We start from the raw sequence: 14746 nt of genomic DNA on the forward strand, positions 1-14746 counted from the left end.
CACCTTAGAGACTATACATTGTGTTGGATTGGTCTGCTCCTTTGATTTTGAGTTAACCTTTTCGTTTTTTCCATCCAGAAAAGATCTATACGTTCTTTATTTTTACTGCTATAATATGAAATAACTTCTCTTGCAATAGGAAAATAGTTCACTATTGGAGGGAAAAAAGCTAAGAGATTAGAAGAGGAGAGTTGAGAAATGAATACAAGAGTTTTAGTTACATTATCGTTATTTGCTGCAATTGGGGCTGTGCTCCATATGGTCATGCCGCCTTTCTACAATGGAATGAAGCCGGATATGATGCTGATCATGATGTTTATAGGAATTTTGTTATTCCCAAGTCTGAAAAATGTAACATTACTAAGTATTGTTACAGGGATTTTATCTGCGTTAACCACTACGTTTCCAGGTGGGCAAATCCCTAATATTATTGACAAATTCATTACAGCATTCGTGTTTTACGGATTATTCTTAGTAGTAAAGAAAATTGCACAAAAGGTAGCTACAGCAACTGTATTAGCAGTTATTGGCACAATTGTTTCAGGAACAATATTTTTATCTGCAGCTTTAATGATTGTTGGATTACCAGGCGGTGTCGCCTTCACAACATTGTTTTTAACTGTTGTTCTTCCAGCTACATTATTTAATGGAGCAGCGATGATTGTGATTTTACCAATTGTTCAGGCTATTTTTAAACGCTCTAACCGAATAACAATCGCGTAAAAAACCTATAGCACACAATATTAACCCGACCCCTAAGGATCGGGTTTTTCTATTGTCTATCCAGTCTTAACGCAGAACGAGATTAAATCTATTGAAAATAGATTAGCAGAATACCAATCAGCAAAGCTCCCCCTCCTGCTGAAGCAAGAACCGTTACCTTCTGCTTTATTACCTTTTTTGGCGGATAAGATGCTGATTGCTGTAAAAGTCTAAAATAATGAAAAGCTCCAATAAAAAGTAATAAACTTATCACAAAAAATAAAAAGATAACACCTGACATACTCATCCCCCTTTTTAGTGAAATGTGGAAGCTCCTTGGTCAGCCTTTGATAAACAAGACATTATTACAGATAGATACACTTTTCCTTTCAGTGTTTACTGGCTTGTGTCCTTAGGCTGTTACTAGCTCCGTTAAACAATGTACCTGTAGTTATACAACCTCTTTTGGATCACTGTGGCAGCAACTAGGGTACAACACTAAAATGACAACCTGTCCCAATGATATCTATCCCTAATTTCCCGAAGAAGAATCCTTCCAAGTCCTATATAAATATTTATGCTCTCAAGCATTTATCTATGTATAATGTTTAATGAAGTCATGTTTGGGTAACTTGTTAAGAAGGATGTTTTAAATTTATGTAGAAAAGTACATATATCTAGTAATGATTGGAGTTGTGAATATGTCAAAAAACAAATCATTATTTTGCGGACTTATAGTTGGTGGAATAATTGGCGGAATAGCAACGTTATTGGCTACCCCATCGTCAGGAAAAGAGATGCGAGGTCAACTTACTATCAACCGTAAAATGCTCGAAGACACAATACAACAATTAAAGGCCGAGAGCATCGCATTAAAAAATCAAATTGTGATTACGGCTAAAGAAAGTTCAGGAGTTGTCAAGGAAGTTTCAACTGACTTAAAAAGAACCATCAATCAATTTCAGAAAGAAATTGAACCACATAAAAAAGATTTGCAAAAAGAAATTGAAGAAGTTGAGCTAAAAATTAAACAGCTAGAGAAAACTTTGCAATAAAACTTTTTTCATAGATGAGTGAAATCAGAAACCGGACCCGTTCCCTTCTACAATTTTTGAAATAAATGTTTTTGTTTTTCAGTAAAAAGTGTGTTGGAAAATTCTTTCCACACACTTTTTTTATGCCATGAAGTCTTGGTAAATAAGGAGTTGTGAAAATATTTAAAAATTTCGTAAATTTATATCTTTATTAATCTTTATTTTATTGGCATAATAGAGAATAATACATTCTGGGAAGAGCAGGGGTGACCGGTGATGAAACATAATGAAAAGGAATATACAATGAAAGAAGCCTTATTATTTAGTCAACGCGTTGCGCAGCTAAGTAAAGCATTATGGAAAACGATCGAGAAAGATTGGCAACAATGGATAAAACCGTATGACTTAAATATCAACGAGCACCATATCCTTTGGATTGCTGATCATTTAAATGGGGCTTCCATTTCAGAGATTGCTAAATTCGGAGTAATGCACGTATCTACTGCGTTCAACTTTTCGAAGAAGTTGGAAGAAAGAGGATATTTAGAGTTTTCTAAAAAGGCTAATGATAAGCGAAATACGTATATTAAACTTACAAAGCAAGGGGAAGACGTACTTTCACAACTTTTAGAAGATTTTAGTCCAGACAGGAATTCTGTATTTAAAGGGGCTCTCCCACTTCAAAATTTGTATGGGAAGTTTCCTGAAATGATAGAAATGATGTGCATCATCCGTAACATTTATGGCGATGACTTCATGGAAATCTTTGAACGCTCCTTTAATAACATTGAGGATTCATTATATGAGGATAACGGTACTCTTATAAAAAAAGAGAATAAGTCTGAACAATTATTATCCTCAAGTTGATGAATACTTACTACATTAGGGCTATGAAGTCATTCATGAGAGATTTATATAAGCCCTGTTTTGACAATGCTTGAACAGTTTCTACTATTTCAAGCTTTTCATTCAATTGACCCGCAAACTGCGTAAGGAGATCTGTAAAGATCACTAATCCTTGCGCTTTTTGTTCTTCATGAAGGTAAGTCAATTCATCACATATTGCATAAAGTTCTTCTATCTCCTCTCGAGTTAACCCTCTTTCCATGACTAGATGGTAGAAAGGAAATCGATTTGGCTCAATCATTTGCAGCATCAATGTATGATAATATTCTAAAGTAGCCAAACGTTTTTCTAAAGAATCCATGTCGAACCTTCTTTCTCAATACACATTATTGTCCTTTATTGTATAGTATTTCCTTGTTTAAGAAAAGCCAGATCTTATCTCACTTGCAATGAATCCTTGCTAAATAGATGGGCACAAATTCTCCCTCTTCTATGATTCTTAAATATCTTATTTTCCAATTCTTGAATTATTGTCAAAATGGCCATGAAATTAGCGAAAATAAGAAGATCTTTGACCGTTCGACAAATAAAGACATACTTTCTAAAATTCTTTTTTATTAATGCGCTTCCAACTACTTTTTTCGTATTGATTTTTTTATCACACCGTCGTAAAGTATGGTAGTACTCAGAATTAACAATAGTTTGGACGGTGAGAAGATGAACTGCTGGAAAACCATAAATCTTTCAAAGGACATTGGTATACACAGAATCCTTTTAATATCAATGCTAACAATGATAGTTGTTTTTATTTTAACCTATTTACCTATTAATTTACTATTACCAAACGTTCATCTTGAAGACGAACATTTTTTAATGTTTGTTTTATTATTGGTTACTATGATTCCAATTCATAAATTACTGCATGCCTTTCCTTTGCTAATAAGTGGATGTCGCGTTTCATTAAAAGTTAAATTTTATTACCTGTTACCTATTTTCCAAATAAAAGCATGCAATAGTATTAAAAAAAGTAACATGCTATTATCTTTACTTGCACCTTTCATTTTTATCACAACCATTCTATTTTTAGGCAGTCTTTATTTTCCTGCGTATATACACTATTTATGTATCGCCATGGCTTTCCATATTGGCCTTTGCGTACCAGATTTTATTTTTATTAAACATTTATTGTTCGCACCTAAAATGTGTCTTGTTGAAGAATTTGAAGATGGCTATGAAGTACTTGTACAAAAATAACCCTTATAACAATAGCGCAAGCGCCTAGACACCAAAACTAAGTACAAAATTTTATACTTTCCTAACTGTTAAAAAAGTGACGTAAGATCCTTGTCACTTTTTTACATTTGTTTCAATTTACTGAGAGTTTATTGCTATCTTTTTCATAAATAGTTTGGTAATCTAATATGTATAATGAGGGAAGGGGGATCTCAATATGTTAATTTTCTTCATTCTGTTTGCAGTCTTTATCTTGTTTTATATAAACAAGCTTACAAATGCTTTGTGCTTAGTACGTGAGATTCCTGAAGACCGTCAAACAAAGGTTTTTAGAACAATAAATGTTCTTATCACGATTTTGCTAATTTCTTCATACATAGAAATCTTGTTTACTTAGAAAGATTGCTTTTCGGTATTTTTCAAAAATGATAGCTGACAGGAATTCCTGTCAGCTATTTTTTTAGCTTATAACCACGCTGCACCAACGATAATTAACAAGATGAACAATACAACGATCAACGCGAATCCACCTGAATATGTTCCGCCCATTATGACACCCCCTTTACATGTTTACAATATCCTATGCTGTAAAGCCTACATTCGAATAGGCATATGTCACTATAGTGGAAAAATTTATACACTCGGAAGCTACCTTTTAACAAGGCTCTTCTCTACGAGAATGTTGCTTTTATAACACTGTTGAAGGTTGATTGGAACGGATTGTACTACACCGCACTTCCTGGTAAATAGCAACAAAGTTTGGCGAGTCTGCCTTTAACAAAGATAAGAAGCTCCAATGATGATTAACAAAATAAACAATACGACAAGTAATGCAAAGTTGTTTGAAAAATCTTTACTCATAATAAATTACCTCCTTTATCTTTTCCAAATATCCTATGGTCATTTGTTCTCTAATGATTGGACGTTAGCCCAGTTTAATACATTTCTTATATCAAGATGTTTCATTGTTCGAATCTTTATAGTGAAGATAGATCCCAATCTTCGATATGCTTTAAATCTTTGAAGCTAGGTTTCACTGCCTTTACTGACCGTTAAAAAAATGAAAACCATCAAATTATGAACCATCTTGAAAAAACTTTTTGAATTTGTCACATTATGGTATAGTATTTCATGTACTATCCAGATTTTTCACTGCAGATAGTATAAGAAAACTAAGTCTTTCGCCATTAGGACTAGGCTATAAGCCAAGTTTAATCTAATGAGTAAATTTCTAAATATCATAACTAGGAGTTGTATTAGAGATGAAAAAGGTAGCAATTGCACTAGCAGCAGCAACAACCCTATTCGCATTAAGCGCTTGCAACAATGCAGATTCAGAAGTTGTTGTCGAAACAAAGGCAGGAAATATTACAAAAGATGAATTTTACCAAGCAATGAAGGATCGTTTTGGTGAAGACACGTTAACAGAACTAGTTCATGAAAAAGTACTAAGTGAAAAATATGAAGTTTCTGATAAGGAAATTCAAACAGAGTTTGATAAATATAAAACACAATTGGGTGCCCAATTTACAAGCATGGTTGAAATGCAAGGTGAAGATGTCGTTAAACAAATTCTAAAAGTAGATCTATTAAGAAAAAAGGCAGCTGAAGAAGAAGTAAAAGTTACAGATGAGGATTTAAAAGCATACTATGACACGCTAGAGGGAAAAGTCAAAGCGAGCCATATATTAGTTGCTGACGAAGCTACAGCAAAAGAAGTTAAGGATAAGCTTGCAGCTGGGGAAAAATTTGAAGATCTTGCTAAAGAACTCTCAACAGATACAGGATCTGCCCAAAATGGCGGTGAATTAGGCTGGTTCGGTAAAGGTCAAATGGTGAAAGAATTTGAAGACGCTGCCTTTAAGTTAAAAGAAGGCGAAGTAAGTGCACCAGTTAAGACTGATTATGGCTATCATATTATAAAAGTAACCGAAACAGTTAAACCGTTTGATGAAATGAAGGAATCATTAAAAGATGAAGTTCTTAACCAAAAATTGCAGCTTCCAGAGACAATCCAAACTGTTTTAGATAAAGAAATGGATGATGCAAACATTGAAGTTAAAGATGAGGATTTAAAAGATCTGTTTAAAGAACCTGAAGCTGAAAAGAAAACTGACACTGAGACAGAAGCTGACACTGAAGAAAAGTAAATTCCAGTGTGTTTCTACAATACAAGCACTTGCTGAAATAGAAAGAAGAGGCTGATGAATCAGCCTCTTCTTTTCTGTTTATATAAATAGATTTTAGCTTGCTGAAATCTTTTCTATTTCTGGTTGATCATTTTGAACTTTTTGTTGTTCTAACATTTCTTGCTTCTTTTGACGTTCCTGTTCAATTCGTTCAATAAATACTTGGCCTTCCTTCTCGATAAACTCATGATCAACGAGTTTATCCTCACGTGCTGTTTTGAAGGCCATGTATCCACTAACAAGTATTCCGATAATACACACATATATCCACCATGGTAATAAAAGCATCTATGCTCCCCCTTTTAAAACTTGTACACAATGAATGAAACAAGCCCTTTTACAGATACTTATGAAGGAAAAGCAAATAATATTCCATATGACTGATAAATGTCAGTTATTTCGGATCTCACTCATGAAAAGTTGGCTTATAAAATGCTCGGTTGTCTAAAGCGAATACTCTCTCTGTATATTCACCAGGCTTAACCCGCTCAAGTGCTCGGTCAAGCATGTTCATCTTAGCATCAAGGTTATCAATGTAGTGGAGGATTTCTGCCTCTTTTATCATTGGTGGTTTTGGACTTCCCCATTCAGCTTTACCATGATGACTTAGAACTAAATGCTGTAGAACTACCACTTCTTCTCCTTCAATTTGTAAATGCTCCGCTGCTTTCGCAATTTCATTCACCATAATTGATATATGTCCTATCAGGTTGCCTTCAACTGTGTAGGTCGTACTAATTGGGCCTGACAACTCAATTACTTTTCCTAAATCATGTAGAATGACACCTGAATATAAGAGATCGGTATCAAGACTTGGATATAATGTTGCGATTGATTTAGCTAAATCAAGCATTGAGACAACATGGTATGCTAATCCAGATACAAATTCATGATGATTCTTTGTTGCTGCTGGATATTCAATAAAAGCAGCCCCATGTTTTTTCAACAAATATCTTGTTAGTCGTTGAATATTTGGATTTTTCATATCGAATATATATTGTGTGATTTTATCATTCATGACATCCTTCGCAATTGGAGCCGTTTCTAGAAAGTCTGCAATGTCTACAGATTCCTCCTCATGCTTTGGACGAATGTTACGAATTTTTAATTGATTGCGTCCACGATAGTGGTGAATATCACCAAAGATTTTAACGATACTTTGTGGCGAATAGGTAGCTTCATCATCTTGGGAAGCGTCCCAGAGCTTTGCTTCAATTTCACCTGATGTATCTTGTAAGATTAATGTTAAAAATGCCTTCCCATTGCTTGCAATCCCCTTTGTAGAAGATTTGATAAGCAGATGTACATCTACTTGTTCACCTACATCATAATGGAGTATACCTTTTGCCATAAACAAAGCTCCTCTCAGTTTTTTAAGCTACTATTTAAGTTAATTAATGTCTTCATGAACGATATAAGGGTCTTATTCGTTTTGTATGGATAGTATAGCATAGTTATTCGGCCTACGGTTTTATAACAAATTAACGGTTAAAAAATCTTTATCTCTATCCTACATATAGTTCTGATAAGTTGACCATATTGTTAGAATGGTAGGTTTTTGAGATATGCTGATGGCATGTAAAATAAATGACTTGGTTATCCTGCTTTAGCTCTTGTAAAAGCTGCATAATATTTGCGGTTCGATGATGGTCGAAATGAACAAAACTATCATCAATCATAATTGGTAAGTGAAATTGTTCATTTATTGTTTTTACAAGCGCTAACCGAATGGATAAGTACAATTGCTCAGCTGTTGCTTGGCTTAACTCTTCTGCAAAAAACCTCATTCCATCAGATCGCTCAACAATAAATGATTGCTTATTATTTGGCAAAAACACATGTTTGTATTTATTAGATGTTAATTTTTTAAAGTAGTTTTCTATATAAGCTAACAAAGCAGGTAATCTGACTTCACGATGTCGTTCAACCGTTTGATTTAATAGATCCTTTGCAAGCGCTCGTACTACCCATTGCTCCGCATATTCTCTAACTACAGCCTTTTCATTTTCAGTTGCATGTCTAAGCTTTGAATATGTTCCACTTTGCTCGATCTCATTTATTTTGTGTAACACACTAGAATATTCTTGTTGTGTTTTCTTTCCATCCTGTTCACTAAATTCAATTACTTTCTCCAGCTCGAATAGTTTTTCATCAATATCCTCATATTCATCAACTGGTATCGTTTCAAGATTTACATTCATTTCTGAAGTTAGCTGCTTCTCTACCCACATCTTCTGTTTAGTTAATTCTTCTCTTTTGAGATGATTTTTTGCCATTTTACGAAATTCATCTTCATTTTCGACACCAACTCTAATTAATAATTCTTCTTTTTCATCTTTCAAAAAGTTCATTTTATTCGTTAAAGTGTCTATCGCTTCTTCTGTTTCACTTTTTCTATCCATAATTTTCAAGAGTTGATCATTTTTTTCCACCTCTAAGCTAGATAGCTTGAATAACTCATAAACTGCCTCCTCTATTGAATCCTTTTCCAACCCACAAGCTTGCAATGTCTCATTTACTGTATTTTCATACTGAACTATTTCTTGATTAATAATTAGTAACTCTGCAAGATTTTGCTGTCTTTTCAACATGATCTGTTGGATATGTTGCAAAGTATCAAATGCTTCTAATAAAGCGTCAGGTGTCGTACTTTTCTCTAACTGAAGCAGTTTTGCTAATCGTGAGGAACTTTCTGTACTTTTAAAATAATCGTCTTCCCATTCCTCATACAGCTTTAAAACTCTATCATACGTTCTTTCATGCTGTTTATGTAAAAGCTGCTCGTGATGTAATGCTTGAATTATTTTATTGTCTTTATCAAGTATCTTCATCAGTTCGGACAATGATTGATAATCTTCTCCACTTTCCTTTAATGATATGATTTCCTGCTCAAGAATTTTCTGCCGACTTGTTAAATGATCAATAAGCGGGTCTTCTTTTGTAATTACCCGTTTTAGTTGTAGTAAAGCTACAATCAATCCAATTATCAGAATTCCAGAAATGAGCCAATCTTGTTCACTAATGAACCAACTAGAAACTATCAATAATAAAAGAGCTAATCCTCCAACTAGGAGTACACGTTGTTTTTTCTCTTTCTTATGCTCTCGTCTTCTACCTTGAATTTGTGATAAGATTTGCTGATGTTCTACCTTTATATCTGCTGGATTTAATGCTTCTTTTCTAGATACTTCATTTTCCAATGCCTTTCTTTCTTCAGCTGATAATATATCCTTTTGTAGATCACTTATTTTCCATTCCGTTTCTTCTAAAGATTTCTTTGCTTGCTCAAATTGCTCGTCTACCATTTTTTTCCGTTGGTTTAAATGCTGGTCGTCTGCTAAGGCCTTTTTTATTGACTCCTTAATTGGAACTGTCGCATGAATCTTACTTACTTCTTCATCATTTAATTGCGGATATAACCTTTGTTTATATAGATTGATTTCATGTTTAAGCTGTTCAATTCTTTGTTCCTTTAAATGTTCGTTATGCTTTTTTTCTTTATAAAGTGGTAGCTGCTCTCGTATTGAATGTATAGTCGGAAGCATAGTTAATACTTTATGATTAACTGTAAGTTCTTCTGCTTCTACTTCGTACTGCTTGTTTTTACTTCGTAATGAATGTAGCTGTGCCTCCATCGGCTGGAGAGTTAAAACAAATTGATCAAGTTGTTGTAAGCCATCTTCTGGGAAGCCTGTTGTATCGGGAAGCAGACTCAATTGATCAACACACCAATCTCTTTCCCTGATAAGTGGAAGAATCGCTTTTACCTTTTCAAGTTTCTTTTGCTTTGTAATCTGTTGCTTTTTATTTAAATCTAAAGATAATAGTTGCTCTTTTAAAGAGTCTTTTTCAGTTAAAAGCTGTTGATACTCATTGTTTTTTCCTTTAGCCTCAAGTAATTGTCGATTGCTCTCTTTTAACTTTGATAGTGCCTCATTCAATACCGGCCTTTTTCCACTAGGTTTAAAAAGCATGTCTTGCTGCTTTATAAGTGTATGTTCAATTGTAAATAGCGCTTCCGCTCCATAGATGCTTGAAAGAAAAAGAAACTTTCCAATTTGATCTGAGTTCATCTTATGAATCTGTTGAAGTCCATGAATATCAAAAGAGAAAATTGACTTATATGTTTCCAGGTCAATCCCGCCTAGGATTGTTTGTAAATACTCCTCTTTTTGAACAGTTCCTCCCTCTAATTCAACAATTACCTCTCCCCCAGCCTTTCCTGGACGTCTTTCTATTTTTAATTGTTGATTTTCCTCTGTTCGTATCATAAGATAGCCACCATATGCGGATCCTCTTTTTGGCTCATAACGATTTCCAGTTTGTTGTTTAGTTGGAAAACCAAATAAGATGCTGTGAATAAAGGACATAATGGTCGATTTACCAGCTTCGTTTTCTCCATAGATAATCTGCAGTTTTGAATCAGTAAATTCAATGGTTTGATTTTCAAATTTTCCATACCCGTATATCATAAGCTTTTCAATCTTCAAATCTTTTTCACCCCACTTTGCTGCTGCAAAAGTTCACTATGTAAAAGTTGCTCTGCTTCCTTTAGAAGCTGCTGTTGTTCTTCTAACGTAAACTCTGAAATATATTTTTTATAAACAGGGTGCTGTTCAAGCGGTCGTATGACCTCAGAAAATGACTGATAATTTTCTACTGTTGTATGTAAGTCGGTTAAAAATGATACAAGGTTAGGATTATTTTGACTGGGTTCATATGTTTTATTTAGTATTTTAACTACCCAAACAAACTGATCATTTTCACTTTCAACATCATTAAGAGCCTCTAATAAATCTTGGATCGTTTGTGGAGTTTGTAGGAAACTTGATATGTCCCCAGTACCAGTAAAGGCAAATGTTAAACAAGTAGAGCAACCTGTTTTACGAAATTGTTCAATACTATGCTCACACTTCTTAATTAACTCTGAAACACTAGTGAGTCCTTCAATGGAAAGCTCGACTTCTTCCCAAATGACTTCTTCAGTCGAGATAAACGTGGTAGAAGCAGTATCATCTTGCATTTCAACTAGATAACACCCTTTTTTACCTGTTTCTTTACGGTGTCGTCCTTGAATATTTCCTGGATAAGCAATAATTGGATTTTTTTCATGCAGTATTTGACGCTTATGAATATGCCCTAACGCCCAGTAGTCAAACTCTTTATTGATAAGCTCATTTACTTTAAATGGACAATACACATCATGGTCCTTATTTCCCTCTATTGAACCGTGGAGCATTCCTATATGATAAACACTGGAATTCCCCTGTTTTTTATACTGTTGTGTCATATTTTCTTGTACGGACCGAGAAGGATAACTATAGCCATAAATATGGGCAACAGGTGTCTCGTTTTTAAGATATGTTTTCATTTCTACTACCTTGCTAGAGAAAACATGAACATTGTCTGGCCACTGTAAATCAATCCATTTCCCACCAGTATGATCGTGATTACCATGTATTACGAACACTTCGATACCTACTTCAGCCAATCGATCAAATTCTTTTTTCAACTTCAATTGTGCTTTTAGACTTCTTTCTTCACCATCATATAAATCTCCAGAGAGCAACACAAAGTCAACCTTCTCATTGATCGCACTTGTTATTACTTTAGAAAATGCTAGAAATGTGCTTTCTCGGATTTTCTCAAATAATTGAGGAGGTAAATACTTTAAACCAACAAACGGACTATCCAAATGTAGGTCGGCTGCATGGATAAATGTAATTGAATTTTTCATAATGATCACCCTTTGTTTAAGTCCCTAACTAGTTACTTACATTTATTTTACCACCGTCAGCATACGAATGCACGTTCCCAATATTATTAAGATAGAAGTAGAACAATAAAAAAAATGGAACTAACATATTTTTAATGTTTAGCCCCATTTTCAATTAAGATATAACCTGACCTATTAGCTTGCACTATATTAATTTCCTTATCTTGCAAATAGGTTTATAAAGATAAACTACTTATCCTTCGACATCGTCAAAGCCCTTTTTATATCCTTAATAGATGAAGATTTTCCATATATCAGCACTCCACCCTTATAAACACGAGCACCAAAGATAGCTAGCAGGGCAATTGAAACTAGCAATAAAGCAATTGATAGACCAATTTCCCAAGGTGGAATATTCAACATTCCAACTCGTAAAAACATAATCATTGGCGTGAAAAATGGAATATATGAGCTAATTGTAATAAACGGTGTTTCTGGATTAGTCAATCCAAACATCGCAATCATAAATGCTCCAACAATCAAGAAAATCATTGGTGAGATTAATTGCTGAACATCTTCTATTCTACTTACTAGTGATCCAAGGAACGCAGCTAGGGTTGCAAATAAAAAATAGCCTAGAAGGAAGTAAATGATTGCATAAATGAACGTAGATGTCGGAATGTCACTAAATCCTAAAACCCCACCTGTCATTGCATTCAAATTATCAATTTGCGATTTAATGGATGCATAGCCTACACCAAGGATTACAAACATTTGAGTCAAGCTAAGTAGTCCAATCCCAATTAATTTGGCAAACATTTGTTGCACTGGAGATACACTAGAAATTAAAATTTCCATGACGCGTGAAGACTTTTCCGTTGCTACCTCTGTTGCAATCATACTTGCATAAAAAATAACAGAAAAATAAATGACAAACAATAAAACATATACAAGCCCTCTTGCTTGGTTTAACTCTTCTTCTGTTTTCGCATTATCTTCTAAGGCCACTTTACTGAGTTCAACTGGTGTAAACAATTGGTTTAACTCATCTGAATCTAACCCTAGTTTCTCTCTTCCAAATTCGAGCTTTGTCTGTTGGAGTACTTGTTCGATTTGTGTAAAAACCTCACTATCTGTCATAGATAATGTCTTCACTGTTGCTGTTGGAAGCTGATTTTCATCAAGCTTTAGGATGATCAAGCCGTCCAACTCTTCTTCCAACACTTGTTTATCAAGTTCTGATTCTGAAAGAGTTGATTTTTCAAGTTCAATTTGGATTTGGCTTTCAACAAGATTTTTTTCAAAGGTTGTATAGAATTCATTCGTTTCATCGAGGACAGCAAACGTTTTTGCTTCATCTTTTTTGTCAAAAGCCTCGATAATTGTAGAAATATTTGATAGTCCGAAGATAAGCAATACTGTTATTAACGTAGTAATAAGAAATGACTTCGTTTTTATTTTACTTAAGTATGTGTGTGCTACCATAATCCAAAACTTATTCATAGGAAGCACCTACCTTCTCAATAAAAATATCATTTAATGACGGTTCTTCTAGTGCAAATTTACGGACAAACCCCTTATTTTGTAGCTCCTGAAAAATAACCTGGGCTACATCTTCATTATTAATTTGAAGCTCGGCACCTTCAGAAATTTTCTTATATTTTGTCACACCAGGTACTTCTTCTAAAAAACTCATATCGAAGTCACCTTGGACAAAGACATTCTTCTTTCCAAAGGATCGTTTAATCTCTCGGAGTGAACCATGTACAATTGGCTTACCTTTGTGCATAATACACAAATGCTGACAGAGTTCCTCAACATGTTCCATTCGATGACTAGCAAACACGATTGATGTGCCGGCATCCTTTAATTCAACAACGGCTTTTTTTAATAGCTCTACATTAACTGGATCCAATCCACTAAAGGGTTCATCCAGTATTAAAAGCTTAGGCTTATGAATAACAGCTGCAATAAATTGAATTTTTTGTTGATTCCCTTTTGAAAGCTCCTCAACTTTTTTATTTGCATATTCAGGTACCTTAAATCGCTCAAGCCAATGATTCATTTCTACCAGCACTTCATGTTTTGACATTCCCTTTAATCTACCTAAATAGATAAGCTGCTCCTTTACTTTAAGCTTTGGATAAAGTCCTCGCTCCTCAGGGAGGTAACCGATTTGATCACTTGTCTCATATGAAATTTTTTTATCATTCCATGTAATTACCCCATCTGACGGATTTAACAATCCTAAAATCATTCGAAATGTCGTCGTTTTACCCGCACCATTCGCACCAAGAAATCCAAAAATTTCCCGTTCAGGAATAACGATTGACAACTGATCAACAGCTGTATGTACACCAAAACGCTTTGTAACACCTTCAATTTTCAAACTCATACTCATCCTCCTTACCTTCTAGTATTACGGTTAAACTAAGAAAAGGTTTCATCATCATGCAGGAAAATAAATGTGGAGTAAGAATTATAATTATATATTGATAGTATTTAACTACAGGAAGGAATGGGAGAATGGGTTTATACTATTTAACAGTTTTCGAGAAAAGTGGAGAAAAATTATTAGATGAAAGCTTTGAAGCTCAAACAGAGCAGAAAGCAAAGGAAATAGGGCAACGTAAACTGGAAGAAAACAATTGGATAGATAAAACACATCGATGTACTTCTGCTGCTGGGAAGCTTATTTTATTTGGACGTTAAAAGGAAATGGCTAATAAACGCTTAAGAATAGAAGGTATTCATTGTATTCAATCCTTAGATAGAAGTAGATCCATAAAGGCAAAGGCATCCGTTTTTGAAAACAAAGACAAAACTTCTTCATCCAGTGATAAAAGATAGAGAGTGTATTAACACTCTCTCACTCAATTATGAGCCATTCTTTAGATTTTTTAAAACCAGAGGCATTTTCTTTTCCTCTTTTTTTTCCCTGTTTTGACCCTTATTTTGATTAGGGGCATTTGATCTAAACCTTGCTTGATCCATGCCATCAATAATATTTGTCATTACATACACCT

General features: G+C 34.3%; 18 protein-coding genes. 7 read left to right on the forward strand and 11 right to left on the reverse strand.

Annotation, left to right across the window (positions count from 1 at the left end):
• Positions 1-198 precede the first annotated feature (198 nt).
• Positions 199-723, forward strand: coding sequence for a tryptophan transporter (locus WCV66_RS26540; protein WP_066336859.1), 525 nt, complete (start codon positions 199-201; stop codon positions 721-723).
• 88 nt (positions 724-811) lie between these two features.
• Here the strand turns inward: WCV66_RS26540 and WCV66_RS26545 are convergent, their stop codons facing one another.
• Positions 812-1003: a hypothetical protein gene (locus WCV66_RS26545; protein WP_066336862.1), complete on the reverse strand. Its 192-nt coding sequence runs from the start codon at positions 1001-1003 to the stop codon at positions 812-814.
• Between the two features lie 400 nt (positions 1004-1403).
• Between WCV66_RS26545 and WCV66_RS26550 the strand changes: the two genes are divergently transcribed.
• Both WCV66_RS26550 and WCV66_RS26555 read left to right on the forward strand, forming a co-directional pair.
• Complete coding sequence (locus WCV66_RS26550) at positions 1404-1757, forward strand: YtxH domain-containing protein (protein WP_066336865.1); 354 nt, start codon at positions 1404-1406, stop codon at positions 1755-1757.
• Positions 1758-2012: 255 nt separating this feature from the next.
• A complete protein-coding gene (locus WCV66_RS26555; protein WP_066336874.1) occupies positions 2013-2603 on the forward strand; it encodes an HTH-type transcriptional regulator Hpr in 591 nt (196 codons plus the stop codon).
• 10 nt (positions 2604-2613) lie between these two features.
• Here WCV66_RS26555 and WCV66_RS26560 read toward each other — a convergent pair whose 3' ends face one another.
• Positions 2614-2943, reverse strand: a complete 330-nt coding sequence (locus tag WCV66_RS26560; RefSeq protein WP_066336880.1) for a DUF1878 family protein — start codon at positions 2941-2943, stop codon at positions 2614-2616.
• A 356-nt stretch (positions 2944-3299) separates the two neighbouring features.
• Here WCV66_RS26560 and WCV66_RS26565 point away from each other — a divergent pair, with 356 nt between their 5' ends.
• Both WCV66_RS26565 and WCV66_RS26570 read left to right on the forward strand, forming a co-directional pair.
• Positions 3300-3836, forward strand: coding sequence for a DUF3267 domain-containing protein (locus WCV66_RS26565; protein WP_185653982.1), 537 nt, complete (start codon positions 3300-3302; stop codon positions 3834-3836).
• A 196-nt stretch (positions 3837-4032) separates the two neighbouring features.
• A complete protein-coding gene (locus WCV66_RS26570) occupies positions 4033-4212 on the forward strand; it encodes a hypothetical protein (protein WP_046586239.1) in 180 nt (59 codons plus the stop codon).
• Between the two features lie 68 nt (positions 4213-4280).
• On the opposite strand, the gene WCV66_RS26575 is transcribed toward WCV66_RS26570, so the two are convergent.
• Both WCV66_RS26575 and WCV66_RS26580 read right to left on the reverse strand, forming a co-directional pair.
• Positions 4281-4364: a YjcZ family sporulation protein gene (locus WCV66_RS26575; protein ID WP_066336888.1), complete on the reverse strand. Its 84-nt coding sequence runs from the start codon at positions 4362-4364 to the stop codon at positions 4281-4283.
• Between the two features lie 225 nt (positions 4365-4589).
• Positions 4590-4676 (reverse strand): YjcZ family sporulation protein, encoded by an 87-nt coding sequence (locus WCV66_RS26580; RefSeq protein WP_338789567.1) that lies wholly within the window; start codon positions 4674-4676, stop codon positions 4590-4592.
• 401 nt (positions 4677-5077) lie between these two features.
• Here WCV66_RS26580 and WCV66_RS26585 point away from each other — a divergent pair, with 401 nt between their 5' ends.
• On the forward strand, positions 5078-5965 hold the full coding sequence (locus WCV66_RS26585; RefSeq protein WP_338787493.1) for a peptidylprolyl isomerase: 888 nt from the start codon (positions 5078-5080) through the stop codon (positions 5963-5965).
• Positions 5966-6058: 93 nt separating this feature from the next.
• Here WCV66_RS26585 and WCV66_RS26590 read toward each other — a convergent pair whose 3' ends face one another.
• From WCV66_RS26590 to WCV66_RS26615, 6 genes are all read right to left on the reverse strand, one after another.
• Complete coding sequence (locus WCV66_RS26590; RefSeq protein WP_338787495.1) at positions 6059-6292, reverse strand: sporulation YhaL family protein; 234 nt, start codon at positions 6290-6292, stop codon at positions 6059-6061.
• Between the two features lie 118 nt (positions 6293-6410).
• Positions 6411-7355 (reverse strand): 3'-5' exoribonuclease YhaM, encoded by a 945-nt coding sequence (gene yhaM / locus WCV66_RS26595; RefSeq protein WP_066336898.1) that lies wholly within the window; start codon positions 7353-7355, stop codon positions 6411-6413.
• A 154-nt stretch (positions 7356-7509) separates the two neighbouring features.
• Positions 7510-10494, reverse strand: a complete 2985-nt coding sequence (locus WCV66_RS26600; RefSeq protein ID WP_338787496.1) for an ATP-binding protein — start codon at positions 10492-10494, stop codon at positions 7510-7512.
• Positions 10491-11741, reverse strand: a complete 1251-nt coding sequence (locus tag WCV66_RS26605; protein ID WP_338787497.1) for a DNA repair exonuclease — start codon at positions 11739-11741, stop codon at positions 10491-10493. The genes WCV66_RS26600 and WCV66_RS26605 overlap by 4 nt, the downstream gene beginning before the upstream one ends.
• A 228-nt stretch (positions 11742-11969) precedes the next feature.
• Positions 11970-13223: an ABC transporter permease gene (locus tag WCV66_RS26610; protein WP_338787498.1), complete on the reverse strand. Its 1254-nt coding sequence runs from the start codon at positions 13221-13223 to the stop codon at positions 11970-11972.
• Positions 13216-14115, reverse strand: a complete 900-nt coding sequence (locus tag WCV66_RS26615) for an ABC transporter ATP-binding protein (RefSeq protein WP_066336935.1) — start codon at positions 14113-14115, stop codon at positions 13216-13218. The genes WCV66_RS26610 and WCV66_RS26615 overlap by 8 nt, the downstream gene beginning before the upstream one ends.
• A 131-nt stretch (positions 14116-14246) precedes the next feature.
• Here WCV66_RS26615 and WCV66_RS26620 point away from each other — a divergent pair, with 131 nt between their 5' ends.
• Positions 14247-14432 carry a YhzD family protein gene (locus WCV66_RS26620; RefSeq protein ID WP_338787500.1) on the forward strand — a complete coding sequence of 62 codons (186 nt, stop codon included), beginning with the start codon at positions 14247-14249 and terminating at the stop codon, positions 14430-14432.
• 165 nt (positions 14433-14597) lie between these two features.
• Here WCV66_RS26620 and WCV66_RS26625 read toward each other — a convergent pair whose 3' ends face one another.
• Positions 14598-14735 carry a hypothetical protein gene (locus tag WCV66_RS26625; RefSeq protein ID WP_157094465.1) on the reverse strand — a complete coding sequence of 46 codons (138 nt, stop codon included), beginning with the start codon at positions 14733-14735 and terminating at the stop codon, positions 14598-14600.
• Between the last annotated feature and the right edge of the window lie 11 nt (positions 14736-14746).

Origin of the sequence: Metabacillus rhizosphaerae (assembly GCF_037201795.1) — a bacterium.
In the GTDB taxonomy this organism is placed as follows: Bacteria; Bacillota; Bacilli; order Bacillales; family Bacillaceae; genus Metabacillus; species Metabacillus rhizosphaerae.

What these genes read in the sequence shown, in the direction of transcription:
- WCV66_RS26540 (WP_066336859.1), top strand. Translation starts at nt 199, where the DNA reads ATGAATACAAGAGTTTTAGTTACATTATCGTTATTTGCTGCAATTGGG.
- WCV66_RS26545 (WP_066336862.1), bottom strand. Translation starts at nt 1,003, where the DNA reads ATGTCAGGTGTTATCTTTTTATTTTTTGTGATAAGTTTATTACTTTTT.
- WCV66_RS26550 (WP_066336865.1), top strand. Translation starts at nt 1,404, where the DNA reads ATGTCAAAAAACAAATCATTATTTTGCGGACTTATAGTTGGTGGAATA.
- WCV66_RS26555 (WP_066336874.1), top strand. Translation starts at nt 2,013, where the DNA reads ATGAAACATAATGAAAAGGAATATACAATGAAAGAAGCCTTATTATTT.
- WCV66_RS26560 (WP_066336880.1), bottom strand. Translation starts at nt 2,943, where the DNA reads ATGGATTCTTTAGAAAAACGTTTGGCTACTTTAGAATATTATCATACA.
- WCV66_RS26565 (WP_185653982.1), top strand. Translation starts at nt 3,300, where the DNA reads ATGAACTGCTGGAAAACCATAAATCTTTCAAAGGACATTGGTATACAC.
- WCV66_RS26570 (WP_046586239.1), top strand. Translation starts at nt 4,033, where the DNA reads ATGTTAATTTTCTTCATTCTGTTTGCAGTCTTTATCTTGTTTTATATA.
- WCV66_RS26575 (WP_066336888.1), bottom strand. Translation starts at nt 4,364, where the DNA reads ATGGGCGGAACATATTCAGGTGGATTCGCGTTGATCGTTGTATTGTTC.
- WCV66_RS26580 (WP_338789567.1), bottom strand. Translation starts at nt 4,676, where the DNA reads ATGAGTAAAGATTTTTCAAACAACTTTGCATTACTTGTCGTATTGTTT.
- WCV66_RS26585 (WP_338787493.1), top strand. Translation starts at nt 5,078, where the DNA reads ATGAAAAAGGTAGCAATTGCACTAGCAGCAGCAACAACCCTATTCGCA.
- WCV66_RS26590 (WP_338787495.1), bottom strand. Translation starts at nt 6,292, where the DNA reads ATGCTTTTATTACCATGGTGGATATATGTGTGTATTATCGGAATACTT.
- yhaM (WP_066336898.1), bottom strand. Translation starts at nt 7,355, where the DNA reads ATGGCAAAAGGTATACTCCATTATGATGTAGGTGAACAAGTAGATGTA.
- WCV66_RS26605 (WP_338787497.1), bottom strand. Translation starts at nt 11,741, where the DNA reads ATGAAAAATTCAATTACATTTATCCATGCAGCCGACCTACATTTGGAT.
- WCV66_RS26610 (WP_338787498.1), bottom strand. Translation starts at nt 13,223, where the DNA reads ATGAATAAGTTTTGGATTATGGTAGCACACACATACTTAAGTAAAATA.
- WCV66_RS26615 (WP_066336935.1), bottom strand. Translation starts at nt 14,115, where the DNA reads ATGAGTTTGAAAATTGAAGGTGTTACAAAGCGTTTTGGTGTACATACA.
- WCV66_RS26620 (WP_338787500.1), top strand. Translation starts at nt 14,247, where the DNA reads ATGGGTTTATACTATTTAACAGTTTTCGAGAAAAGTGGAGAAAAATTA.
- WCV66_RS26625 (WP_157094465.1), bottom strand. Translation starts at nt 14,735, where the DNA reads ATGACAAATATTATTGATGGCATGGATCAAGCAAGGTTTAGATCAAAT.